We start from the raw sequence: 24043 nt of genomic DNA, 5'->3' as shown, positions 1-24043 counted from the left end.
GACGGCTCAGGTCGTCGTCTGCACGTGCAGCCGGCTCGTCTTGCAGCGGTGCAGCGCGCGGTAGTGTTCCAGCGGCCGTCCGTTGGCGCCGTAGGCAATCGACTCGATGCGCAGCAGCGGCTCGGGCTGCGGCAGGTCGAGCAGCTTGCAGGTTTCGGCATCGGGCAGCACCGCATCGATCCAGCGCTCGGCGCGCACCAGGCGCAGCCCGTATTGCCGGCGCAGCACGTCGTACAGCGAACGGTCTTCCAGGCGTGCGCGGTGCAGCCCGGGGGCCAGGTCGGCCGGCACCACGGTTTCGACCAGCAGGCGCAGCTCGCCGTCCACGCTGCGCAGGCGCTTGAGCGCCACCACCTGCGTGTCGTCGGCCAGGCCCAGCGACGCGGCCTCTTGCGCAGTGGGCGCGCGCAGTTCCTGCATGAGGATCTGCGTGCGCACCGAGCGGCCCTTGCGCTCCATCTCGTCGGAGAAGCCCAGCACGGTGGAAACAAAGTCTTCGTCGCGCTCGCGTGCCGACACAAAGGCGCCGCGCCCCTTGATCTTGTAGATGAGGTTGTTGCGCACCAGGTCGGCCAGTGCCTCGCGCACCACGATGCGCGAAATGCCGAACTGCTCGCCCAGTTCCGCCTCCGAGGGCAGCTTGGCGCCGATGGGCAGCACGCCTTGCAGGATCTGCAGGCGAATGGTGTCGCGAAACTGCGCCCACAGCGGCGATTCGGAGTTGCGGTCGAGCACGGTCGACATGTCGTTGGGACTGTTCACTTTTTAGGCTTGGCCAAGCACTGGGTTGGCCATCAATGATGCATCGAAAGAAGGTTGTTCGCCTGCCGGCACGGCATGAAGGCGTACGTTGTGCCGCTCGCGCAGCGCCGTGGTGCAGGCGCACAGCTCGTTATGGGCATGCACGGCGTCCCAGCCCAGCGCCTCGGCCGCAACGCCCGCAATCTCGGCCAAGGCTGCGTCGGTGACCAGGCCGCGAATGGCCAGCAGCGTGCGGCGAATCACGAGATCGTCCAGGTGCACCACGCCGGTTTCAAGGCACAGGTACGACAGCTCGGCCGCCGAATAATCCGGCGCATGCGCGAGCGGCACATCACCCGACGCCGCAAGGCGCTGCGCCAGCGGCAGCGCCTTGGAGCCGTAGCGTGCCAGCAGGTTCAGCGCGCGCGTGCGGCCCATGCCGGAGGCCGCCATCATCTTCTCGATGAAACGGTCGGTCGCCGCTGCATCGGCGGGCAGTTCCGCACCGCCGCCAATGGGCAGCAGCTCGGTCGATGCGGTACGCGAGCGGCCGAGCAGCTGCAGCACTTCGTTGGTGGCTTCTTCGGCCAGCGAGCGAAAGGTGGTCCACTTGCCGCCGACCAGGCCGACGATGGCAATGTCGCGCGTCGCATTCGGCGGATCGACCACGACAGAATGGTCGCGCGAAATCTGGCCCGGCTTGTCCGCATCGGAGCGCGCAAGCGGCCGCACGCCCACGTAGGTGTAGACCACGTCGCCGCGGCCGAAGGCCATGTTGGGGAACACCTCGCGCAGCACATCGATCAGGTAGTCGACCTCCGCCGGCTCGGTGACGATCTGGTCCGGGTCTTCCACCGGGATGTCGGTGGAGCCCACCAGCACGCGGTCCAGGAACGGGTAGACGATGCACACGCGCCCATCCACCGCCTCGAAGTAGGCCATGCGGCCATCGAGCGCGTCGCGCAGCGCGGGGTGGTCGAGCACCAGGTGCGAGCCCTTGGTGCCCATCACGCGCGGGCCGGCACCGCCGAGCACCGCCGCGCTGCGGTCGAGCCATGCACCGGTGGCGTTCACCACGGTATCGGCCGTCACGCGCACGAGTGCGCCGGTGATCTCGTCGCGCAGCGTGAGGATGTTGCCCGCACAGCCCATCACGCGGCAGTAGTTCGCGGCCGCGGAACGCGGCTGGTCGCGGCAGGCATCGCCGATGAGCTCAAGGATGAGCCATTCGGGATGGCTGATCCACGCATCGAAGAAGGTGGCGGTCCAGCGGATGGCCGCGCGGAACAAGCCGCGGTCTGCCGAAGGCACGCGGCTGATGCGGTGCCCCGGCATCACGCGCTGGCGCCGCCCCAGCAGGTCATAAAGCCGCAGGCCCAGTGCCACCGCCAGCAGGCCGCGCGTGCGCTGCGGCGGCGTATGGCCGAAGAACTTGAGCGCGCTGCTCATCAGCCCGCCGAAGAAGTTGGCAAGCGGCACCACCGTCTTGAGCGGCCGCACCAGGTGCGGCGCATTGCGCAGCAGCAGGTTGCGCTCGCGCGTGGCCTCGGCCACCAGCGAGAAGCTGCCGCTCTCCAGGTAGCGCAGGCCGCCGTGGATCATGCGCGAAGGCGCGCTGCTGGCGCCGGCGCCAAAGTCGCCCTTGTCGACGATCAGGCAATCGACGCGCTGCAGCGAAAGGTCGCGGAACACGCCAACGCCGTTGATGCCGGCGCCCACGATCACGGTGGAAAAATGCCGCCCCGCCAGCGAGGCCGGGCGCACGAAGGGCAATTGCCAGGCGCTCATTTGGCGCCGCCCGCGATGTGGGTGAATACAGGTGACATGCTGTCAATCAGTTCGTTGAAACCGGCGTTGAAATCCGCGTGGGCGCTGGCGTCCCGTGCCTCGGGTTCGACCACTTCGCAGGGCGCGAGCAATGGGCTGCCCTGGGCCGCGTCGTCGAGGCCTTGCGACATGGCGGCGTAGATTGCGGCGCCGCGCGCGCCGGTCTCGTCGTCGGCACAGCGCTCGACGGGGCGGCCAAGAAAAGATGCCAGCAGGCGCACCAGGCGCGCATCGCTCGCGCCGCCGCCGAGTACCGTCGTTTCGCCAACCGCGAGGCCGGCCGCGGCAAGGCGCGCCGTGTGCCGCGCATGCAGGGCCGCAACGGAATCGACCACGGCCCGCGCCATCTCCGCGCGTGTGTGGTGGCTCTTGAGGCCCACGAAGCCGGCGGTCACGCCGCCTCCGCCATTGACGAAAGGAAGAAAGCGCAGGCCGCCAGCGCCCAGCGGCACCGTCATGGCCAGGTCGACCACCGCGCGCGAATCGGGCAGTGCGAGCACGCCGGCCAGCCAAGCGATGTTGGCCATCGACGAGGGGCTGTTCTCCATGTAGAGCCGCTCGTCGGTGCGGCCGAAATTCACGATGGCGGCGACGGAAGGCTTCGGCTCCAGCACCGGCCCGATGACGGCATTGACGCACCAGGTGCCGAACACCGATACCGCACGGCCGCGCGCTTCCGCGCCAATCGCCGTCATGGAGGCGAGCAGGTCGATGGCGCCCATCGCCACCGGAATGCCCGCCGGCAACCCGCACAGCGCCGCCTCCGAAGGCCCCAGTTTTCCGATGACAGTGCCGCTCGGCACGATGGGGCCGAAGGCATGTGCGCCAAGCTCCGCAATGCCCGATGCATCGAAGGCCGCCTGCGACCAGTTGCCGGTGGCGAGCGACACCAGCCCGGCAGTGCTTGCATCGCTCGCGTCAGTGGCAATCTCGCCGGTGAGCAAAAAGCCGAGGTAGTCCTTGGCGAACAGCAAGCGGCGCAGCTCACCGCGCTGCACGGCATCGGCGCCCAGCAACTCGGCGGCGATTACCGTCGGCTGCCCGGGCCAGGGGCTGCAGCCCACGTCCTCGAACAGTTGCGCACCGCGGCTTGCCGCGAGGGCGCGCGCACGCGCATCGGCACGCTGGTCGGTGGAGGCGACGGCACGTCCGCCGACGAGCTGGCCGTCGGCATCGAGTGCATAGAGGCCGGCGCCGTGGCCGGTGCAGGCCATGGCGCGAATCTCGGCCATGCGCGGGCCGAGCTGTTGGGCAACATCGCGCAGCACATGCGTCAGCGCGGCGCGGATGGCAGGTGCGCCCACCTCGCAGCCGCCGCCGGCCAGCCGGTCGTGCGGCAAGGGCATGCGGGACAACGCAACGGTGCGGCCGCTCGCAGCTTCGAGGGCCAGCGCCTTCAGGCTGCTCGAGCCCATGTCGACGCCGATCAATATGTTTGGCTTCATGTCATAACAGCTTCTGCGACTTGAAAGCGACTCGCCAGTAGCGTTTCCCCTAGTTATCGCGGCAAACAACCCGCGATTACATTCTACCTGTCATAACAACTGTCGTGACAACGAGGTCCCAAGATCTGCTCTCCAAAGGCAGGTCGCAAGCTCTGCCAGTCAACGCGAGGAGACACAAGATGAGGCGAAATTTCCTGAAGTCCGCTGCGGCCGCCGGTATCGGCCTGGCCGGCACCAGCGCATTTGCGCAGTCCACCCCCACGGCCGCCGCCACCGGATTGCGCGGCAACGCCAGCGACGTGTACGTGATGAACGTGATGGTGTCGGGCGTCGAATACTGGTTTCCGGTCTACGAAATGATGAAGCAGCTCGGCCGCACGCTGGGCGTGCGCACGCGCTACACCGGCACGCCCGAGTACGACGTGAACAAGCAGCTGGCCTCGTTCGAGCAGGAACTCGCGCGCAAGCCCGCGGGCATCCTGCTGCACCCGATGAATCCCGATCCGTTCATCGAGCCGATCAACCGGGCGGTGGCCATGGGCATCCCGGTCGTGACCTTCGCGGCCGACTCGCCCAACTCCAAGCGCGCCTCGTTCGTCACCTCGGACAACGACCGCGAAGGCACGCAGGCGGCCGACGCGATTGCCGCGGCGCTGGGCGGCAAGGGCGAATACGCGGTGCTCGAGAACCCGGGCCAGGACAACCACGACCGCCGCATCGCGGCCTTCATCAACCGCATGAAGACCAAGCACGCGGGCATGAAGCTGGTGGGCCGCGCCGCCAGCAACCAGGACCCGAGCAAGGCCTACCAGGCGGTGCTGAGCCTGGCGCAGGCCAACCCGAACCTCGGCGCACTGTTCATGCCCGAAGCCAATTCGGCATTGGGTGCGGCGCAGGCCAAGATCGAATCGAAGAAGAACATCCGCGTGATGTGCTGCGACGTGAACGCCAAGATCCTCGACATGATCAAGGCCGGCGACGTGTTCGGTGCCATCAACCCCAACCAGGGCATGCAGGGCTACATGGGCATGATGATGCTGTTCCTGGCCAAGAACCCCTCGCTCATCGACCCGATGAACGACGCCAAGCGCAACGGCACCAATCCCATGTCGGTGCCGTTCCTGGACAACGGCCTGTCGGTGGTCAGCAAGGCCAACGCGGACGACTTCTACTGGGACAAGTACCTCGCGCGCCGCGGCACCAAGGGAATCGGCGAATGAGCGCAGCGCCGGGCCGCCCCAAGCAAGCTCGCACCGCAGCGCATGGCGCGGAGGTTGCCGAGTGACCACGTTGCTCGAACTGCGCGGCATCAGCAAGCGCTTCGGCGCTTCGCGCGCGCTCTCGGGCGTGGACTTCTCGCTGCACGCGGGCGAGATCCACGCCCTGTGCGGCGAAAACGGCGCGGGCAAGTCGACGCTGATGAACATCATCGACGGCATCCACCGGCCCGACGAAGGCGACATCATCCTCAACGGCCAGAAGGTGTTCATCGACGGCCCGGCGCATGCCATGCGCCTGGGCATCGGCCTGGTGCACCAGGAGATCGCGCTGTGCGGCGACGCCACGGTGGCCGAGAACATCTTCATGCCCGAGATCAACGCGGGCAAGCAGGCGTGGATGAACTACGCCAGCCTGAACGCGCGCGCCGCCGAAGTGCTGGCGCGGCTCGGGCAAGACATCGACCCCGCCGCGCCCGTGAGCGAACTCAGCATTTCGAGCCAGCAGTTGGTGGAGATTGCCAAGGCGCTCACGCTCGACTGCAAGGTGCTGATCCTCGACGAGCCCACGGCCGCGCTCACCGACAACGAATCGGCCGCGCTCTTTCGCGTGCTGCACGACCTGAAGGCGCAGGGCATCGGCATCATCTACATCAGCCACCGCATGGCTGAAATATTCACGCACTGCGACCGCGTCACGGTGCTGCGCGACGGGCGCAACGTGCATTGCGGGCCGCTGGCCGGGCTGACGGCCGACGAACTGGTGCGCCGCATGGTCGGCCGCGAGCTCGGCAACTACTACCCGCCCAAGCAAGCCGGCGCCGAGCCCTCAGGCCCGGTGCTCGAAGTGGCCGGCATTGCCGACGGCGAGCGCGTGCACGGCGTTTCGTTTGCGCTGAAGCGCGGCGAGATCCTCGGCATTGCGGGACTGATGGGCGCCGGCCGGAGCGAACTGGCCGAAACGCTGTGCGGCCTGCGCGCCGCCACGCAAGGCACGGTGCGCCTGAACGGCAAGGCGCTTTCCATCCGCAAGTACAACGACGCGCTGCGCGAAGGCATTGCCTACCTCAGCGAAGACCGCAAGGCCGCGGGCGTGTACCTTGACCTGCCGATTGCGCAGAACATCTCCTCGATGGCGCTGCGGCGCGTGAGCTCCGCCTGGGGCCTCTTGCAGCGTTCGGCCGAACACCGCCTGGCACGCGAACTGGGCGCCAAGCTCAATCTCAAGTCGGACGGCGTGGCTATCGAGGTGTCGAGCCTGTCGGGCGGCAACCAGCAGAAGGTGGCCATTGCCAAGCTGCTGGCCACCAACCCTTCGGTGCTGCTGATGGACGAGCCCACGCGCGGGGTGGACGTGGGCGCCAAGTCCGAGATCCACCACATCCTGCGCGAGCTCGCGAACCAAGGCGTGGGCGTGATCGTGATCTCTTCGGAGCTGCCCGAGATCATCGGCCTGTGCGACCGGGCGCTGGTGATCCGCGACGGGCGGCTGGCCGGTGAATTGAATTCCAACGAAATGACGGAGGAAGCCCTGCTGCGGCTCGCCTCCGGACTCTGCGAACAGGAGATGGCATGAACTATCCGGCACAACTCGATGCGGGCATTGCGCCCAGGCAGTCAGGAGGCGGGCCCGCAAAACCCGCCAACAAACTCACGAGCATGCGCGAGATGGGCCTGCTGCTGATCATTGCGGTGCTGTGCGTGGCAATGAGCTTCGCGTCCCCCTACTTCCTTACCTGGGAGAACGTGCGCGCGATGCTGCTGTCGTTCTCCATCGAGGGCATCGTGGTGGTCGGCATGACCATTCTGCTGATCGTCGGGGGCATCGATCTTTCGGTGGGCTCGGTGGTCTGCTTTGCGATGGTGGTCACGGGCAAGCTCTTTTTGATGGGCGTGGACCCGTGGATTGCGAGCCTGGTGGCCATCGGCGCGAGCGGGCTCATCGGCGCAATGATCGGCGGCTGCGTCACGCGCATCGGGCTCAACCACTTCATTGCATCGCTGGCCTTCATGGTGATCGTGCGCGGCCTGTGCCTTGCGCTCACGCAGGGCACGCCGCAGTCGCTGTTCTCGCTGCCGGCCGAGTTCAAGTTCATCGGGCAGGGCACGCTGTTCGGCGTTCCCGCGGTCATCCTGATCTTCATTGCCATCGTCGTCGTGAGCGACTTCGTGCTGCGCCGTTCGACCCTGCTGCGCCGCGTGTTCTACACCGGCAGCAACGAGAAGGCGGCGCTGTACTCGGGCATTCGCGTGGGCCGCGTGAAGTTCTGGGTCACGGTGCTGTGCGCCGCGTCGGCGGGCCTTGCGGGCGTGATCTACACGGCGCGCTTCGGCGCGGCCACGCCCACCTTCGGCGTGGGCATGGAGCTCAACGTGATTGCCGCCGCGGTGATCGGCGGGGCCAGCCTCAAGGGCGGCTCGGGCACGGTGCTGGGCGCGGTGCTGGGCCTGGCGCTGCTGTCGGTGGTGACCAGCTCGCTGATCCTGCTGGACGTTTCGCCTTACTGGCAGGACGTGATCAAGGGCCTGATCCTGCTCGCGGCCGTGACCATCGACCACCTCCTGAACACGAGAAAGAAGACCAGATGAAGAGCGAGATGAAGAAGACCACACTGGGTCCATCGGGCATCGAATGCTCGGCCATCGGCCTGGGCACCTGGGCCATGGGCGGGTGGATGTGGGGCGGCGGGGACAACGCGGCCGCCGTGGTGGCCATCCAGGCCTCGCTGGACGCAGGCGTGAACCTGATCGACACCGCGCCGGCCTACGGCCTGGGGCGTTCCGAAAGCATCGTGGGCACCGCGCTCAAGGGGCGGCGCCACGAGGCCGTGATCGCGACCAAGTGCGGCCTCGTGTGGCACACGCAGAAGGGCACGCATTTCTTCGAGGAAGACGGTCACCCGGTGTACCGCTATCTCGGCCGCGATTCGATCTTTCATGAATGCGAACAGAGCCTGAAGCGCCTGCAGACCGACTACATCGACCTCTACATCACGCACTGGCAGGACAGCACCACGCCCGTGGCCGAAACCATGGATGCGCTGCTCGACCTGAAGAAGCAGGGAAAGATCCGCGCCATCGGCGTGAGCAACGTGAGCCCCGAGACGCTCGCCGAGTACCTGCGCCATGGCCCGGTCGATGCGGCGCAGGAGCGCTACAGCCTGATCGACCGCGAGATCGAAACCACGCTCGCGCCCTTGTGCAGCGAGCACAACGTGGCGGTTCTGGGCTACTCGTCGCTCGCGCTCGGCCTGCTTGCCGGCCCGATCGATCCGGCGCGCGAGTTCAAGGGCGACGACCAGCGTGCAAGCAATCCTCGCTTCAGCGAAGCCAACCGCTCCAGGCTCAAGGTCTTCTTCGAAGAGCTCGACCCGCTGCGCGCGCAACTGGGCTGTTCATTCGGCCAATTGATGATCGCCTGGACCATTGCACGAGGCACCGTGTCCGTGGCGCTGTGCGGTGCGCGCGTGCGCCAGCAGGCCATCGAGAACGCCGGTGCCGGCGCGGTCGAGCTGGGCGACGACGCGCTGCGGCAGATCGATGCCGCGGCCAAGCGACACCTCGGCGCACTCGCCTGACCTTCCCCCTTCTTTTTCCGATCCCAACAAGGAGTTCTTTCCATGTCGAGAGACAAGACAGCGCGGCTCAACCGGCTGCTGACCAATGGCCGCTGCCTGGACATAGCCCTGGACCACGGCGTGTGCAACGAGCCTTCGTTCCTCGACGGCCTGGAGGACATGCCCCAGGTCATGGACAAGCTCCTGGCCGCCGGGCCCGACGCGATCCAACTCAACTACGGACAGTCCGACCTGCTGCAGGACCGCCCGGGCCGCAACAAGCCCGCGCTGGTGATGCGCATCGACATGGGCAACCCCTACAACGCCACGCTGCACCGCGTGATGTGGGCCCAGTTGCAGAACGAGCATGACCCGGTGCTGCCGGCTGTGCAGCGCGATGCGGCCTGCGTGGTGGTCAACCTCTTCATGCTGCCGAACGAGCCCGACCTGTTTCGCCAGTGCGTGCAGAACATCGCACGCGTGCGCGCCGACTGCGACCGCTACGGCATGCCGCTGATGATCGAGCCGCTGGTGATGCAGTCGCCCACGCCGGGCAGCCGCTACCAGGTCGACGGCGACGCCGAGAAGATCGTCACGCTGGTGCGCCTTGCGCGCGAGATGGGCGCCGACATCGTCAAGGCCGACCCGACCAGCGACCCCGCCGATTTCCACCGCGTGGTGCAGGCGGCGCGTTGCCCCGTGCTCGTGCGCGGCGGTGGGCGCGAAGACCTGCAGCAGGTGTTTGCGCGCTCGCGCGCACTGCTCGACCAGGGCGCCGTCGGCATGGTGTACGGGCGCAATGTGTACCAGCACGCCAACCCCTCGGCGGTGGTGAGTGCGCTGATGGCCATGATCCACCGCGGCGCCAGCGCCAAGGAGGCGTGGGCCCTCTACGAATCGAGCGGCGCCAAGTAAGACAAAGAGCGAGCGCCGGCGCAAGAAACCAAGAAGAAGTCAGCACGGCAGGCGATGCACCCGTCGCCCGCCGGGGTGCGTCCTGCGCGCGCACTGGAGAGGGATCGAGCAACGGGTTGCCCTGCGAACTTCTAACAATCTGGAGGCGACGATGAAGATCCGGTATTTCTTGATGGCGTTCCTGGCTCCGCTCGTCACATTGCTGACGCATGCGGCCATCACCGGGGTCAGCCCGATGACCACCCTCGACAACATGGCGACGGCCGTCGCCGAAGCCATGGCCGATCCGCTCCCGCTGCAGGGGCCGGGCCTCGGCAATCTCACCTACACATCGGCCGAGCTGTTCAAGCCGGTGTCGGTGATCACCAGCCCCAACCACCCGCTCGATCCTGCGCACAGCAGCGCCTACGAGTCGCGCGAGGTGCCCGCCACGTACCCGGGCCGCAAGGACTACGGCATGAACGCGGGCATCATGATCAACGGCTACTTTCTCACCTCGTTCGCGCCGGACAGCGGCCTGGGCCCGGGCGGCTTTTTGCTGTACGACGTGTCGAACCCGCGCCAGATCCAGCTGGTCAAGAAGATCTACGAACCCGAGGCCCGCACCAAGGAGTTTCGCGAAACGCACTCCTTCGGCACCGCGAAGATCGGCGGCAAGACGTACGTGGTGCTGCCCAGCATCAACGGTGTCGAGTTCTGGGACTTCACCGACATCAACGACATCAAGCAGGTGAAGAAGCTGGCGCTGCCCGGCGTCAACTCCGGCGACTACGAGAACGTCGCCTGGCAGCTCTGGTGGCAGGCGCCCTACCTGTACGTGGCCTCCGCGGGCCGCGGCATGTTCATCGTCGACGCCACCGACCCCGCAAACGCCGTGGTTGCGAACCGCGGCGCGGGCAAGCCCAACCCGGTGCCCACGGGCGAGCTCGGCAATTTCCGGATCGGCCCGATCTTCACCATGGGCAACCACATGGTGCTGACCGCGATGGAAAGCAACGGCGGGTTCGCGAGCCTCGACATCTCCGACCCGCTCAACCCCAAGGTGCTCGATTCCATCGTGGGCACCACGCCGTTCTACTACGCCACCTGCTTCGACGGCAAAAGCCTGCACGTCTCGACGCGCGGCGGCGGCGCCAAGATGTACAGCTACGACCTGGGCGACCGCTCGCGCTTCGTGGCCGAGGACAACCGGCTGGTCATCGACGAGCAGCTGTACTGCGCCACGCAGGACAACTACGTCATCCAGGGCGCGCAAACCCGCATCCACAAGGTCGACGTGAGCAACCCGCTGAACCACGTCGAGGTGGGCCGCGGCAGCATCCTGCGCGAGGACGACCCGAACTTCTCGCATTCGGACAACGGCCAGGTCGCGATGTTCGGCAACCTCGTCTTCGTGGGCAACGACCACGGCTCGGGCAGCGGCTTCATCGTGCATGCGGTGGACCCGGACATCACCAAGCCTGAAGTGAAACAGGTGTCACCCGCCAACGGCGCGAAGCAGCAGGCGCTCACCTCGCGCATCGGCGTCGGCATGACCGACAGCATCCGCCCCGAGAGCGTCAATGCCAACACCTTCGTCGTGCGCGCGGTGGGCGGCAACACGCTCGCGGGCACCTACAGCGTGCAGTTGGGCATCATCAACTTCCATCCCGAGCAGCCTCTGCAGCCGGGCACCAGCTATGAAGTGTTCCTGCCCGCCAACGGCGTGAAGGACTATGCGGGCAACGCCATAGGCGCCGACTTCAAGTCGGTTTTCAACACCGGCAACGCGACCGACATCAACCTGCAGCACTACTGGACGCTGGCGGGCAACCTCTCCGACCAGATCGGCAGCAACAACGGCACGCCGGCCTCGGGCGACGCGTTCGAGAGCATCGGCATGAACTTTGCGGCGCGCACCGCCGGCGTGCCGCTGAAGAACGACACCGTGGCCACGGTGCTCGGCGGCACCGCCTCGCTGAGCTTCTACATGAAGACCACGCAGGCCGGCAGTGCCAACCCATGGACCGCGCCCGGCATCTTCGGGCGCGACCAGGCCAACGGCGCGGACGACGTGTTCTGGGGCTGGATCGACGGCAGCGGCTTCATGAACCTCTCGGTGGCCAACAAGGCCACCAACAACCCGGGCACACGTTCGCAGGCGGCCGTGAACGACGGCAACTGGCACCACGTGGTGATGACCCGCGACGCGGCTTCGGGCGCGCAGACCATGTACGTGGACGGCGTGAAGACCAGTTCCACCGGCCTCACCGGCACCAAGGGGCTGGCGAACAAGTTCCAGGTCATGGGCCAGATCCAGGGCAATACCGATCTGTTCAAGGGCACGCTGGCGGAAGTGCGCGTGTACAGCCGCGTGCTCACCGACGGCGAAGTGGCCACGCTGCGCGGGCAAGCCGTCATCGGCGACCCGGGCATCAGCGGCGGGCCGAAGATCGTCAATGGGCAACTGGTGTTCGACCCCGCCACGCTCGGCAGCAGCGGCGCGCAGTTCCGCTGGAACTTCGGCGATGGCACGCAGACGGCCTACTCCACCCAGCCGCGCTATACCTATACCTACACGCGGCCGGGCCACTACACAGTGACGCTGACCGTGCGAGACGCGAGCGGGCGCGAGACCTTCTACACCTACAACCTCACGGTGATCGTCCCGACCACGCCGCGGGCGCCCACGCACACCACCAACATCGCGGGCGACGCGAATTCGGTCTACTCGGTCAACCCCGACAGCGGCACGGTCGCCGCCATCGACGCACAGACCCTGGCCAAGCGATGGGAAGTGCGCGTGGGCGACGAGCCGAAAACGCTGGCCGTGGGCCCCGATGGGCGCATCTGGGTCACGGTGCAGGGCGAGGACAAGCTGGTGGCGCTCAGCGCGGCCGACGGCAGCCTCTCGGCCACCGTGCCGCTGGCCTACGGCAGCGGCCCCTACGGCGTGGCCTTCACGCCTGACGGAACCAAGGGCCTGCTGACGCTGGAGAGCAAGTCGGTGCTGATGAGCTTCGACCCGAGCAACGGCGCCACCACCGGCGCGGTTGCACTCGAAGGCAGCCTGCGCGGCATTGCGGTGAGCTCGGACGCACAGGCGGCGTATGTCACGCGCTTCAAGTCGCAGATGACCGGCGGCCAGCTGCACAAGGTGAACCTGCAGAGCATGAGCGCCATGAGCACCATTGCGCTGCCGGTGGACACCACCACCGTGGACACCGAGGGCCGCGCGCGCGGCGTGGCCAACTACCTGAGCCAGGTGGTGATCTCGCCCGACGGCCGGCGCGCGGTGCTGCCTTCGAAGAAGGACAACATCGTGCGCGGCAAGTTCAGGGACGGCAACAACCTGCTGCACGACCAGACGGTGCGCTCCATCCTCTCGCAGGTCAACCTGCAGACCGCCGCGGAAGTGTTCGACGAGCAGATCGACTTCGACGACCGCGCGCCCGCGCGCGCCGCGCTGTTCTCTCCATCGGGCGACTACCTGTTCGTGGCGCAGATGGAAGGCAACCGCGTGGCGATCGTCGACCCCTACAGCCGCGCGGTTCGCGGCGAGATCAACGCCAGCAGCGCGCCGCACGGCCTGTACCTGGATGCGGCACGCAAGCGGCTGTTCGTCAACAACTTCCTGGCGCGCTCGGTCTCGGTGCACGACGTGGCCCTGGTGCTGAGTTCGGAGAGCAATGCCGCGACCTTCCTGCAGAACGTGTCGACGGTGGCGCAGGAGCCCATGGCGGCCGCGGCCTTGCGCGGCAAGCAGGTGTTCTACAACGCCTCCGACCGGCGCATGAGCAAGGACAACTACATCTCGTGCGCAAGCTGCCATGCCGATGGCGGCGACGACGGCATGGTGTGGGACTTCACGCAGCGCGGTGAAGGTCTTCGACGCACCATCAGCCTCATGGGCAAGCGCGGCGCCGGCCACGGCAAGATGCACTGGACCGCCAACTTCGACGAGGTGCAGGACTTCGAGAACGACATCCGCAACGAGTTCGGCGGAACGGGCTTCCTGAGCAATGCCGACTTCGCGGCCACCTCCGATCCGTTGGGCGCGCCCAAGGCCGGCAAGAACGCGCAGCTGGACGACCTTGCGGCCTACCTGGGTTCGCTGAACAAGTACATGCGCAGCCCGGCGCGTGCGGCGGACGGCAGCCTGAGCGTGGAGGCGGCGCGAGGCCAGACGGTGTTCAACACGGCGCAGTGCGCCACCTGCCACACCGGAGGCACCTTCCGCGACGGCCTCAGGCACGACGTGGGCACGATCCAGCTCTCCTCCGGCAAGGGCATCAACCAGCCGCTGGCGGGCCTGGGTTTCGACACGCCCACGCTCTCGGGCACCTGGAACACCACGGCCTTCTTCCACAACGGGCAGGCGGCCACCTTGCAGGACGTGCTGAGCGGCGGCCACGGCAACGCGTCGAGCTTGCCGGCAAATGATGTGGTCGCGCTGCGCGAGTACGTGCGATCGCTGGACACGGCCCCGGCCGTGGTCACGCGCCTGCGCTCGGACCTGAACCCCACGATGTGCGTGAACATCAAGGGCGCGCTCACCACCAGCGGCACAACGGCGGTGCAATGGCCCTGCGGCAACGCGGGCAACGAGAAGTTCACCGTGAACAGCATCACCGGCGGCTACGTGCAGTTCGCGGCCGAGCACAGCGGCCTGTGCCTGGCGCAGAACGGTACGGCGACCACCAACGCGCCGGTGGTGCAGGTGGCCTGCTCGGCCGGCAACACGGCGCAGTGGAGCCTGGTGGGCGGAAGCATTCGCAACCGCGCCTCGGGCTCGTGCCTGGACGTGCCGAACGCTTCCACGGCGCAGGACACCGCGCTCATCACGTGGACCTGCAACGGCGGTACGAACCAGAGCTGGACCCAACTGCCCTGACGCGCTGACGCTCCCCTGAAAAGCCGGCCGCCTCTCGCGGCCGGCTTTTTTCGTCCTGCCGATGACCTCCGGCGTCATGGACCGCACGCACCCGCTTTGAGAAAGTACCTCCATCGATCAACCAACCAGGAGAAAACACCATGACCGGCTTCAACATCCTTCCGCTCGCAGTGGCCCTGCTGATCGGCATCGCGGCGCTCGGCTCCTGTCTGGGCATTGCGCTCGTCGGCCAGAAGTTTCTCGAAAGCAGTGCGCGCCAGCCCGAGATGATCGACGCGCTGCAGAGCAAGTTCTTCCTGGTGGCCGGCGTGACCGACGGCGCGTTCATCATCGCCACCGGCATCGGCCTGTGGTTTGCCACGGCCAGCCCCTTCGGCTGAGGCGATCCGCGCACCAGGAAGTGACACGATTCACTGGCACCATTCGTGCTAGCACCGTTGACACCGAATTGTTTATGGTTAAAGTATTTAGCTATCAACGGTTCGATGTTCCTGGCACCGCATGGCGCGGTGCCGGTGACATCGTTTCACCCTTCCTTTGCCCTGGAGAACCCATGAGCCACCCGTCCCCGAAGTTGCCCGCGCTGCCGCGCACCCTGCTTTCGCTGCTGCTCTGCGGTGCAGCCCTTGGCGGTGCGGCATCCGCCATGGCCGCGCCCGTCAAGGTGGGCCTGGCGCTCGACATCTCGGGCCCCTTCGCGGCATTGGGCGCCGAGGCGCGCGACGGCTTTGCGCTCGGCATCAAGCAGCTGGGCGGCAAGCTCGGCGGACAAGACGTGGAGTTTGTGCAAGCCGACATGGCCGGCAGCCCCGACCAGGCCAAGCAGCTGGTCGACCGCATGATCCAGCGCGACAAGATCGATATTTTCAGCGGCCCCATCGGGTCCAACGTGGCGCTGGCCGTCGGCCCGACGCTGTTCAACGCCAAGGTGCCGTACCTTTCGGCCAACGCCGGCCCGAGCCAGTTTGCGGGTGCCCAGTGCAATGCGTACTTCTTCGGCACGGCATACCAGAACGACCAGTTCCATGAGGCCGCCGGCAAGTTCGCACAGGACCGCGGCTTCAAGAAGACCGTGCTGATCGCTCCCAACTATCCCGCCGGCAAGGATGCACTCGGCGGCTTCAAGCGCCAGTTCAAGGGCCAGGTCGCCGACGAGCTCTACACCAAGCTCGGCCAGATCGACTACGCCGCCGAACTCGCGCAGCTGCGCGCGGCCAAGCCCGACTCGATCTACTTCTTCCTGCCCGGCGCCATGGGCATCAACTTCATCAAGCAGTTCGTGGGCGCGGGCCTCTCGAAGGACATCACGCTCGTGACCAGCGGCTTCTCGGCCGACGAGGACGTGATCGGCGCCGTGGGCGAGCCGATGCTCGGCCTGTTCAACACCTCGCACTGGGCGCACGACCTGGACAACGCGGCCAACAAGGCTTTCGTGGCCGCATTCCGCAAGGAATACAACGGCCGCTATCCGTCGGTGTATGCGGCGCAGGCTTATGACGCCATTCTTGCGATGGACGCCGCCGTGAAGCAGGCCGGCGGCAACGCGCAAAACCGCGAAGCCGTGGTGGCCGCTCTCAAGAAGGCCAACTACGCCTCGACGCGCGGCAACTTCAAGTATGCGAACAATCACTTTCCGATCGAGAACTTCTATCTGCGCGTGATCGGCAAGGATGCACAGGGCAAGGTCACGAACAAGCTGATCAACACCGTTCTCACGAACTACGGCGACTCGTACGCCGACAAGTGCCCCCTCAAGTGAGCGGCATCCTCGTTCTCGAGCAGCTGCTCAATGGCCTCGGCTATGGGCTGATGCTGTTCCTGCTGGCGGCGGGGCTCACGCTGGTGTTCGGCATCATGGACGTGCTGAACCTGGCGCACGGCTCGCTCTTCATGTCGGGCGCCTATGTGGCGGCAGAGGCGCACACGCGCACCGGCTCGTTCACCGCGGCCATCGTGATTGCGGTGGCCGTGACGGTGGTGGTGGCGCTGCTGCTCGAAGTGCTGCTGATGCGGCGCCTCTATACGCGCGACCACCTGGCGCAGGTGCTCGCGACCTTCGGCGTGATCCTGGTGGCGGACGACATCGTCAAGATGGCCTGGGGGCCGTCGCCGGTGATGGCGCCGACGCCGGCCGCCCTCTCCGGGCCTATCGAGTTGGTGGACGGCCTGCCCTACCCGGCGTACCGGCTCGTCATCCTGGCCGGCGGGCTGCTGGTGGCGCTTGCGCTCTACCTGCTGGTCAACCACACGCGCATCGGCATGCGGGTGCGCGCGGGCGCTTCAGACCGGCCGATGGCCGAGCTGATGGGCGTGCGCGTGGGTCGCATCTTCAACGGCGTGTTCCTGCTCGGCGCGGCGCTGGCTGCACTGGCCGGCGCGCTGATGGGGCCCATCGTCGCGGTGCAGGTGGGCATGGGCGAAGCCATCCTGATTCCGGCGCTGGTGGTGCTGGTGATCGGCGGCATCGGCTCGGTGCGCGGCGCCTTCGTGGCCGCGCTGCTGGTGGGCGTGGTCGACACCATCGGCCGCGCCTTCGTGCCGATGCTGCTGCGCGCCACGCTGCCGCCGGCCACGGCTGCCGACCTGGGGCCGCTGTTCGCCGAAGTGGCGATGTATGCGCTGATGGTGGTCGTCCTCATCTTCCGGCCCTCCGGCCTTTTCTCGGCGCGGTCATGAGTTCACCCCCAAGCTGCGCGCACTTCGTGTCGCTTCGCCAACCCCCTCTCCGGGGGCAACACCGGCGGCCCGGCAAAGCCGGTTCCGCGGTGTTCCCCGAACGGGCTTCGCTGCGCTCGCCGATGGCCCGGCACCTCTCGAAGGCGCGGACGCGTCCATGAAAAAGATCTACATCCTCCTGCCGCTGCTTGTACTCGCGGCGTTTCCGCTGGTCGCACCGCTGCTCGGGCTCGACTTCTACATCGGCTTCGTGCGGCGCGTGCTCGTGGTGGCGCTCGCGGCCGCGAGCCTCAATTTCATCCTCGGCTTCGGCGGCATGGTGGCGCTCGGGCATGCGGGCTTCATCGGCATGGGCGCGTACACGGTGGTGGCGCTCAGCGATGCGGGCGTGATGTCGGCATGGGTGATGTGGCCGCTGGCCGCGCTGGTCGCCGGCCTGGTTGCAGCGCTCATCGGCACGGTGGCGCTGCGCACGCGCGGCGTGTACTTCATCATGACCACGCTGGCCTTTGCGCAGATGCTGTACTTCGTGGTGGTGTCGCTGCGGCGCTATGGCGGCGACGACGGCTACACGCTCATGAGCCGCCCGACGCTGCTGCCCGGGCTCGACCTGGGCAACGAGTCGAACTTCTATTGGGTAGTGCTGGTCATCGTGGCGCTGGCGCTCTGGTGGCTGCAGCGTGCAACGCAGTCGCGCTTCGGCCATGCGCTCATGGGCATTCGCGACAACGAGACGCGCATGCGGGCACTGGGCTACCCGGTGTTCCGGCTGCAGCTGGTGGCCTTCACGATTGCCGGCGCCATCGCGGGGCTGGCGGGCGCGCTGCTTGCGGGCGGCAACGGGTTCGTGAGCCCGGCGACGATGCACTGGACGCAATCGGCCACGCTGCTCGTGATGGTCGTCATCGGCGGGCTGGGGCGCAGCTGGGGCGGGCCTGTGGGCGCCATCGTGTGGCTGCTGCTGGAAGAGTTCTTGAAGCAATACACGGAGCACTGGCACATGCCGCTCGGATTGCTGTTGATTGCTGTTGCGTTGTGGGCGCCCAAAGGACTCGCAGCTTTGTACAAGCGCCGCTTGCCCCTCACCCCGGCCCTCTCCCCAGAGGGGCGAGGGAGTAAGACATGAGCCTTTTCAGAATCGAAGGGTTGGTCAAGCGCTTTGGCGGCTTGCTCGCAACCGACCATGTGAACCTGACCGTGGAGCGCGGCGAAGTGCATGCGCTCATCGGGCCTAACGGCGCGGGCAAGACCACGCTGGTGAACCTGATCACCGGGCTGCTCAAGGCCGACGCCGGGCGCATCCTGCTGGACGAGAAGGACATCACCGGCTTCAAAGACCACCAGCGCGTGGCGGCCGGCATGTCGCGCTGCTTCCAGGTAACGCGCGTGTTTGCCAAGGAAACCGTGCACGACAACCTGATGCTCGCGGCGCAGGCCCATGCGGGCAGCAGCCTGCGCTTCATGGCACCGCGCGCGAACGAGCGCGCCCTGGTGGAGCGTGCCGTGGCGCTGGCCGAACGCGTCGGCCTGGGCAGCGAACGCCACCGCATTGCGGGCACCCTGCCGCATGGTGCCCAGCGTGCGCTCGACGTGGCGCTGGCGCTTGCGGCCGAGCCCAAGCTGCTGCTGCTCGACGAGCCGATGGCCGGCATGGGCCCCGACGAATCGGCGCGCATGGTGGAGCTGATCGAATCGCTGCGCGAGTCGATGGCCATCCTGCTGATCGAGCACGACATGGACGCGGTGTTCCGCCTGGCCGACCGGCTCACGGTGCTGGTGCAAGGGCGCGTGCTGATGAGCGGCACGGCCGACGAAGTGCGCGGACACCCCGACGTGCAGGCGGTGTATCTCGGTACGGAAGCAGAGGGACACGCATGAACGCGGCCACCACATTGCTCGACGCGAAATCCGTCGAGGCCGGCTACGGCGCCAGCCAGGTGCTGTTCGGTATCGACTTGAAGATCGGCGCGGGCGAAGTGCTCGCGCTGCTCGGCCGCAACGGCATGGGCAAGAGCACGCTGCTGAAGGTGCTGACGGGCACGCTCGCGCCGATGCGCGGCAGCGTGCACTTCGGCGGCGATGCCATCGGCGGCCACAAGCCGGACGCCATCGCCCGGCGCGGCGTGGCCATCGTGCCCGAGGGGCGGCATGTGTTTCCGAACCTCAGCGTCGACGAGCACCTGCGCGCCTTCGCACGGCCCCGGCCGGGCAGCGCGCCGCGCTGGACGGTCGATGCGCTGTACGCCCTGTTTCCGCGTCTCGCGGAGCGCAAGGCCAATGCGGGCAACCAGCTCTCGGGCGGCGAGCAGCAGATGCTGGCGATTGCCCGCGCCCTCTCCACGCATCCGCGCCTGTTGATCCTCGACGAAGCCACGGAAGGCCTGGCACCGGTGATCCGCGAGGAGATCTGGCACTGCATTGCCACGCTCAAGGCCGAAGGCGAAGCGATCCTGGTGGTCGACAAGTACGTGCAGCGCCTGCTGCCGCTGGCCGACCGCCATGTGATCCTGGAGCGCGGCCGCGTGGTGTGGCAGGGCGACTCGGCCGCGCTCGACGCCGACCGTTCGCTCTGGACGCGCTACCTGGGCGTGTAGATCCCGGTTCGCTACAGCGGACGGCGCGCCAGGAAGTTGGCCCACGTCACGTTGTCGCGGCCGATCCACTGGCTGCTCCACTGCGTGTGCAGGTCCGCCGCTGCAAGCGCTTCAGCGAAGCGGTCCTTCGCCCAGTACACGGTGTGATAGTCGTCGTTCGTCTCGCCTTCGCCGATGCGCATGGCCACGAGGAAGACGCCGCCGGGCTCGAGTGCGTTGAACACCTTGCGCAGGACCGGCGCGATCTGCGCACGATCGACATGGATCAACACGCACATCGCAAGGATCGCGCGGTAGGGCCCGCCCAGAGGGTCCGTCACAACATTGAGCAGCTCGCCCTTCTTGCCGCGCTCCGCCTGCAGATCGAGAAACGCCTGAACCGCATCGGTGCGCCTGACGACCCCGCCCAGCACCTCGACGAAGTCGGCGTCCTGTCCCGATCCGGAACCGATCTCGAGCACGGTGCCTCCGGCGGGTACGAGCTGCATCATCCGGTGCAGCGCATCCTCGATTTCGGGCGGCCGGTGGCCCGCGACGATCGCGTTGTATTCGCGGGCCGCCCCTTCGTAGGACTCGATGGTGCGGCGCATGTTCTTCAGCGCAGGGTCGGGAATGGTCATGGGAGCCTTTCCGCGCGGCATTTTGCTGCTCATTCGGGCGCCGCGTCGAGCCTCAGGATAAGGTCTCGGCTGGCCTGGTTGAGCCCGGTCACGTTGACCACGCTGCCGTGCTTGCGCAGCCGCTCGACCACCTTGTTGAGCGCGGCCACAGCGGTCACGTCCCAGAAGTGCGCTTGCGACACATCGATGTGCACGGGTGCGCCGTCGATCTCGCGCACATCGAAGGCATCGACCAGCATATCGGCCGAGGCGAAGAACACCTGGCCGCTCACGCGATAGACACGAATGCCACTTTCATCGACGGCTTCTGCATGCACGTGCAGCAGGCGCGCGACCTTGAAGGTGAAGAACACGCCGCTCAGCATCACGCCGGTGGCCACGCCCGCGGCCAGGTTGTCGGTGGCGACAGTGACCGCCACCGTCGCGAGCATGACGGCGCTGGACATGCGCGGGTGGCGCACCAGTGTGCGCAGAGAACCCCAGTCGAAGGTGGATGCCGACACCATGACCATGATGGCCACCAGCGCCGCCACCGGCACTTGCGACACCCAGGGCTTGAGCAGCACCATGAGAATCAGCAGGAAGACGCCCGCAAACAGCGTGGACAACCGGCCGCGCCCACCGTAGCGCACGTTGCTCACGGTCTGGCCGATCATTCCGCAGCCCGCAATGCCGCCGAAGAAACTCGCCGCGACGTTGGCAATGCCCAGGCCGCTGCATTCGCGGTTCTTGGAGCTCGGCGTGTCGGTGAGGTCGTCCACCACGCTGGCGGTCATCATCGATTCGAGCAACCCCACCATCGCGATGGCGAAGGCCGGCAGCGCGATGATGCGCAGCGTGTCGAGCGACATGGGCACCGAGAGCCAGGCAAAGGCCGGCAGCGCGTCGGGAAGATGGCCGAGATCGGCCACGGTCTTGAGCGGCAGGCCCAGCCAATGGCCCGCGAGCGTGACCACCACGATGCACACCAGCGGAGACGGCACGGCCGTGGTGATGCGCGGCAGCAGGTAGATGATGGCAAGCCCCAGCGCCACCATGGCCCAAGTGGCCGTGTTGGCGCCGATGAAGTGCGGCATCTGCGCCGCGAAGATCAATATCGCCAGCGCGTTGACAAAGCCCGTGCGCACCGACGTGGAGACGAAGCGCATCAGCACGCCGAGCCGCAGCAGGCCGAACACGATCTGCATGGCGCCGGCCAGCACACTAGCGGCCAGCAGGTAGGGCAAGCCGTGCGCGTGCACGAGCGGTGCGGCCACGAGCGCCACCGACCCTGCCGCAGCCGAGACCATGGCCGGCCTCCGGTAAAGGCTATGACGATGCTGATGACGAACGAAGCAAACAGCCCGACGGCCGGATCGACACCGGCCACGAAAGAGAAGGCGATGACTTCGGGAATGAGGGCGAAGGTGGCGACGGCGCCGGCCATCAGTTCGCGCGGAATGCTCGGAAACCATTCGGCTCGCAAGCGGCTGTGTGGAGAAGACATGAGTGGAGAGCGGCCCGCGCGCGGCGACAAGAAAGGCCGCGCCACGCCTCACGGGCAGATGCTCTCGATTGTAGGTAGCGCCTCGGGCGCCCGCCCCCAGGCGCTTACACCGAGCGGGTGATGCCGCCGTCTACGCGCAGGTTCTGGCCGGTGATGTAGCCCGCGCCTTCAGAGGCGAGAAAGCCGATGACGGCCGCAATCTCGCTGCTCTTGCCATAGCGGCCCATTGGAATGCGCGAGCGGAATTCGGGCTTCTCGGGCAAGCTGTCGATGAAGCCCGGCAGCACGTTGTTCATGCGAACATTTTGTGCGGCGTATTTGTCGGCAAAGAGTTTGGTGAACGCCGCGAGGCCCGCGCGGAACACGCCAGAGGTCGGAAACACGGGGTCGGGCTCGAAGGCGGCGAAGGTCGAGATGTTGATGATGGTGCCGCCGCCTTGCTTGACCATGAGCGGTGCCACAAGGCGGCTCGGGCGCACGGCGCTCAGCAGGTAGACATCCATGCCGCGATGCCAGTCTTCATCGGTAATCTCGAGAATGGGTGCGCGGGGGCCGTGGCCCGCGCTGTTGACCAGCACATCGACGCGCCCCCATTCTTCAGTGACCTTGTCGACCAATCGCTTCAGGTCGTCGTTCGACTGGTTGGAGCCGGTCACGCCAATGCCACCGAGTTCGGCGGCGAGCGCTTCGCCCTTTCCGGATGACGAGAGGATGGCTACGCGAAAGCCGTCGTCCGCAAGTTTGCGTGCTGCTGCGGCGCCCATGCCGCTGCCGCCGGCGGTGACTATGGCTACTTTTTTGGGTGCTTCGGAAGACATGCTGGTCCTTGGTTCATTTTTTACAAGAGGCGTATTTAGCCAAGGATTCGGGGCGTTTGCACGGGTTGGGCTCTTGTTCAGGGCACGTGCAAAGGCCACCGGGTACTCCCCCTCCGCGAATGTCCCCGGGGCTGCGCCCCTCCTCCTTTATTTCGCTGCGCGGAGCACCCGATGCCCTGTGCACTGGGGCACGCTGCTCGTGCAACGCCGATCAACGACCGTCGCTTAAGACGCACACGTCGATGGGGTGCCTTGCGCAGCGAAATAAAGGAGGAGGCCGCAGGCCGGGGGACATTCGCGGAGAAAGGTACCCCGTCGGCGGGTGCGCCGCCCTGAACAACAGCGTCTCAGCGCTTGACCCGCAGCATTCCCTCTTGCGCCGTAGAAGCCACAAGCCGCCCATCGCGCGAATACAGGCTGCCGCGGCACAAGCCCCGCGCGCCGCTTGCGCTCGGCGAGTCGAGCACGTACAGCAGCCAGTCGTCCATGCGGAAATCTCGGTGGAACCACATGGCGTGGTCGAGGCTTGCGGGGCGCACCTGGCCGCTCATGAAGCTCAGGCCGTGCGGCAGCATGGCGGCGCGCAGCAGGCCGTGGTCGGAGGCATAGGCGAGCAGCGCGCGGTGCACCACCGGGTTGTCGGGCAGCGGCGCAATGGCGCGCATCCAGATGGCGCTTTCGGAGGGGCGCACTTCCGGCGTCAACAGGTCGTCGGCCTCCACGCGGCGGTATTCGATGCCGTGCGGCTCCAGGCCCTTGATGCGCCAGCGCTCGGGCAGCCGGTCGCCGAGCGCGATGCGCTGGTCGAGCTCGCTCACGAGGCCTTCGGGGCCTTGCACCGTTGGCATGGTGAACTGGTGTTCAACGCCTTCGTCCACTGTTTGGAAGGACGCCGACATCTCGAAAATGATGCGCTCCTGCTGGCGCGCCACCACGTGCCGCGTGGTGAAGCTGCGGCCGTCGCGCACGCGGTCCACGCTGTATTCGATGGGCGCATGCTCGCCCGGCAGCAGGAAGTAGGCATGCATCGAATGCACGGGCCGGTCGGCGCCGACCGTGAGGCTTGCAGCCGCCAGCGACTGGCCAAGCACCTGGCCGCCGAACACGGCGGGTGTGCCGATGTCTTCGCTCTGGGCCAGGAATTTGTCGCCGCCCAGCGGCTCGAGCTGCATGAGCGCGACGAGTTCGTCGACAAGGCGGGCGGCGGTGGCGGGGTCGGTGGTCATCGGAAGAAAGGGCTGCAGGCGTCAGCAAAAAGAATCAACCCGCAACCA

General features: G+C 66.9%; 18 protein-coding genes and 1 pseudogene. 12 read left to right on the top strand and 7 right to left on the bottom strand.

Annotated features, from left to right (window positions below; all coding sequences use genetic code 11):
* Window positions 1-6: 6 nt before the first annotated feature.
* From M0765_RS10650 to M0765_RS10640, 3 genes are read right to left on the bottom strand one after another with little or no spacing between them, the layout of a single operon-like run.
* On the bottom strand, window positions 7-744 hold the full coding sequence (locus M0765_RS10650) for a GntR family transcriptional regulator (RefSeq protein ID WP_274708928.1): 738 nt from the start codon (window positions 742-744) through the stop codon (window positions 7-9).
* A 21-nt stretch (window positions 745-765) separates the two neighbouring features.
* Window positions 766-2529 carry a glycerol-3-phosphate dehydrogenase/oxidase gene (locus M0765_RS10645; RefSeq protein WP_258503596.1) on the bottom strand — a complete coding sequence of 588 codons (1764 nt, stop codon included), beginning with the start codon at window positions 2527-2529 and terminating at the stop codon, window positions 766-768.
* Window positions 2526-4013, bottom strand: coding sequence for an FGGY family carbohydrate kinase (locus M0765_RS10640; RefSeq protein WP_258503595.1), 1488 nt, complete (start codon window positions 4011-4013; stop codon window positions 2526-2528). Before M0765_RS10640 ends, M0765_RS10645 begins: the two co-directional genes overlap by 4 nt.
* Window positions 4014-4192: 179 nt before the next feature.
* On the opposite strand from M0765_RS10640, the gene M0765_RS10635 reads away from it, so the two are divergent.
* The 12 genes from M0765_RS10635 (at window position 4193) to M0765_RS10580 (ending at window position 19845) form a co-directional block, all read left to right on the top strand.
* Window positions 4193-5233: a substrate-binding domain-containing protein gene (locus tag M0765_RS10635; protein ID WP_126747754.1), complete on the top strand. Its 1041-nt coding sequence runs from the start codon at window positions 4193-4195 to the stop codon at window positions 5231-5233.
* A 61-nt stretch (window positions 5234-5294) separates the two neighbouring features.
* Window positions 5295-6806: a sugar ABC transporter ATP-binding protein gene (locus M0765_RS10630; RefSeq protein ID WP_258503594.1), complete on the top strand. Its 1512-nt coding sequence runs from the start codon at window positions 5295-5297 to the stop codon at window positions 6804-6806.
* Window positions 6803-7819, top strand: a complete 1017-nt coding sequence (locus tag M0765_RS10625) for an ABC transporter permease (protein ID WP_258503592.1) — start codon at window positions 6803-6805, stop codon at window positions 7817-7819. The genes M0765_RS10630 and M0765_RS10625 overlap by 4 nt, the downstream gene beginning before the upstream one ends.
* 8 nt (window positions 7820-7827) lie before the next feature.
* A complete protein-coding gene (locus M0765_RS10620; RefSeq protein WP_258503591.1) occupies window positions 7828-8808 on the top strand; it encodes an aldo/keto reductase in 981 nt (326 codons plus the stop codon).
* A 42-nt stretch (window positions 8809-8850) separates the two neighbouring features.
* On the top strand, window positions 8851-9702 hold the full coding sequence (locus M0765_RS10615; RefSeq protein ID WP_258503590.1) for a class I fructose-bisphosphate aldolase: 852 nt from the start codon (window positions 8851-8853) through the stop codon (window positions 9700-9702).
* Between the two features lie 151 nt (window positions 9703-9853).
* The gene (locus M0765_RS10610) at window positions 9854-14575 is read left to right on the top strand and encodes a LamG-like jellyroll fold domain-containing protein (RefSeq protein WP_258503588.1); all 4722 of its coding nucleotides are present in this window, start codon (window positions 9854-9856) and stop codon (window positions 14573-14575) included.
* 140 nt (window positions 14576-14715) lie between these two features.
* Window positions 14716-14955, top strand: a complete 240-nt coding sequence (gene atpE / locus M0765_RS10605; protein ID WP_258503587.1) for a F0F1 ATP synthase subunit C — start codon at window positions 14716-14718, stop codon at window positions 14953-14955.
* A 173-nt stretch (window positions 14956-15128) separates the two neighbouring features.
* Complete coding sequence (locus M0765_RS10600; RefSeq protein ID WP_258503586.1) at window positions 15129-16334, top strand: ABC transporter substrate-binding protein; 1206 nt, start codon at window positions 15129-15131, stop codon at window positions 16332-16334.
* Window positions 16331-17251 (top strand): branched-chain amino acid ABC transporter permease, encoded by a 921-nt coding sequence (locus tag M0765_RS10595; protein WP_258503584.1) that lies wholly within the window; start codon window positions 16331-16333, stop codon window positions 17249-17251. Before M0765_RS10600 ends, M0765_RS10595 begins: the two co-directional genes overlap by 4 nt.
* A 157-nt stretch (window positions 17252-17408) precedes the next feature.
* Window positions 17409-18377, top strand: a complete 969-nt coding sequence (locus tag M0765_RS10590; protein WP_258503582.1) for a branched-chain amino acid ABC transporter permease — start codon at window positions 17409-17411, stop codon at window positions 18375-18377.
* A complete protein-coding gene (locus tag M0765_RS10585; protein ID WP_258503581.1) occupies window positions 18374-19129 on the top strand; it encodes an ABC transporter ATP-binding protein in 756 nt (251 codons plus the stop codon). Before M0765_RS10590 ends, M0765_RS10585 begins: the two co-directional genes overlap by 4 nt.
* Window positions 19126-19845 carry an ABC transporter ATP-binding protein gene (locus M0765_RS10580; RefSeq protein ID WP_258503580.1) on the top strand — a complete coding sequence of 240 codons (720 nt, stop codon included), beginning with the start codon at window positions 19126-19128 and terminating at the stop codon, window positions 19843-19845. The genes M0765_RS10585 and M0765_RS10580 overlap by 4 nt, the downstream gene beginning before the upstream one ends.
* 11 nt (window positions 19846-19856) lie before the next feature.
* Here M0765_RS10580 and M0765_RS10575 read toward each other — a convergent pair whose 3' ends face one another.
* The 4 genes and pseudogenes from M0765_RS10575 to M0765_RS10560 form a co-directional block, all read right to left on the bottom strand.
* Window positions 19857-20465: a class I SAM-dependent methyltransferase gene (locus M0765_RS10575; RefSeq protein ID WP_258503579.1), complete on the bottom strand. Its 609-nt coding sequence runs from the start codon at window positions 20463-20465 to the stop codon at window positions 19857-19859.
* Window positions 20466-20494: 29 nt separating this feature from the next.
* Window positions 20495-21951 (bottom strand): annotated as a pseudogene (locus tag M0765_RS10570) (SulP family inorganic anion transporter).
* Window positions 21952-22055: 104 nt separating this feature from the next.
* Window positions 22056-22769, bottom strand: coding sequence for an SDR family oxidoreductase (locus M0765_RS10565; protein ID WP_258503578.1), 714 nt, complete (start codon window positions 22767-22769; stop codon window positions 22056-22058).
* 347 nt (window positions 22770-23116) lie between these two features.
* Window positions 23117-23995, bottom strand: coding sequence for an acyl-CoA thioesterase (locus tag M0765_RS10560; protein WP_258503576.1), 879 nt, complete (start codon window positions 23993-23995; stop codon window positions 23117-23119).
* Between the last annotated feature and the right edge of the window lie 48 nt (window positions 23996-24043).

Source organism: Variovorax sp. S12S4 (genome assembly GCF_023195515.1).
Lineage (GTDB): Bacteria > Pseudomonadota > Gammaproteobacteria > Burkholderiales > Burkholderiaceae_C > Variovorax.
Note: the sequence above shows the minus strand (reverse complement) of the source record. Positions and strands in the feature narration are given on the sequence as shown.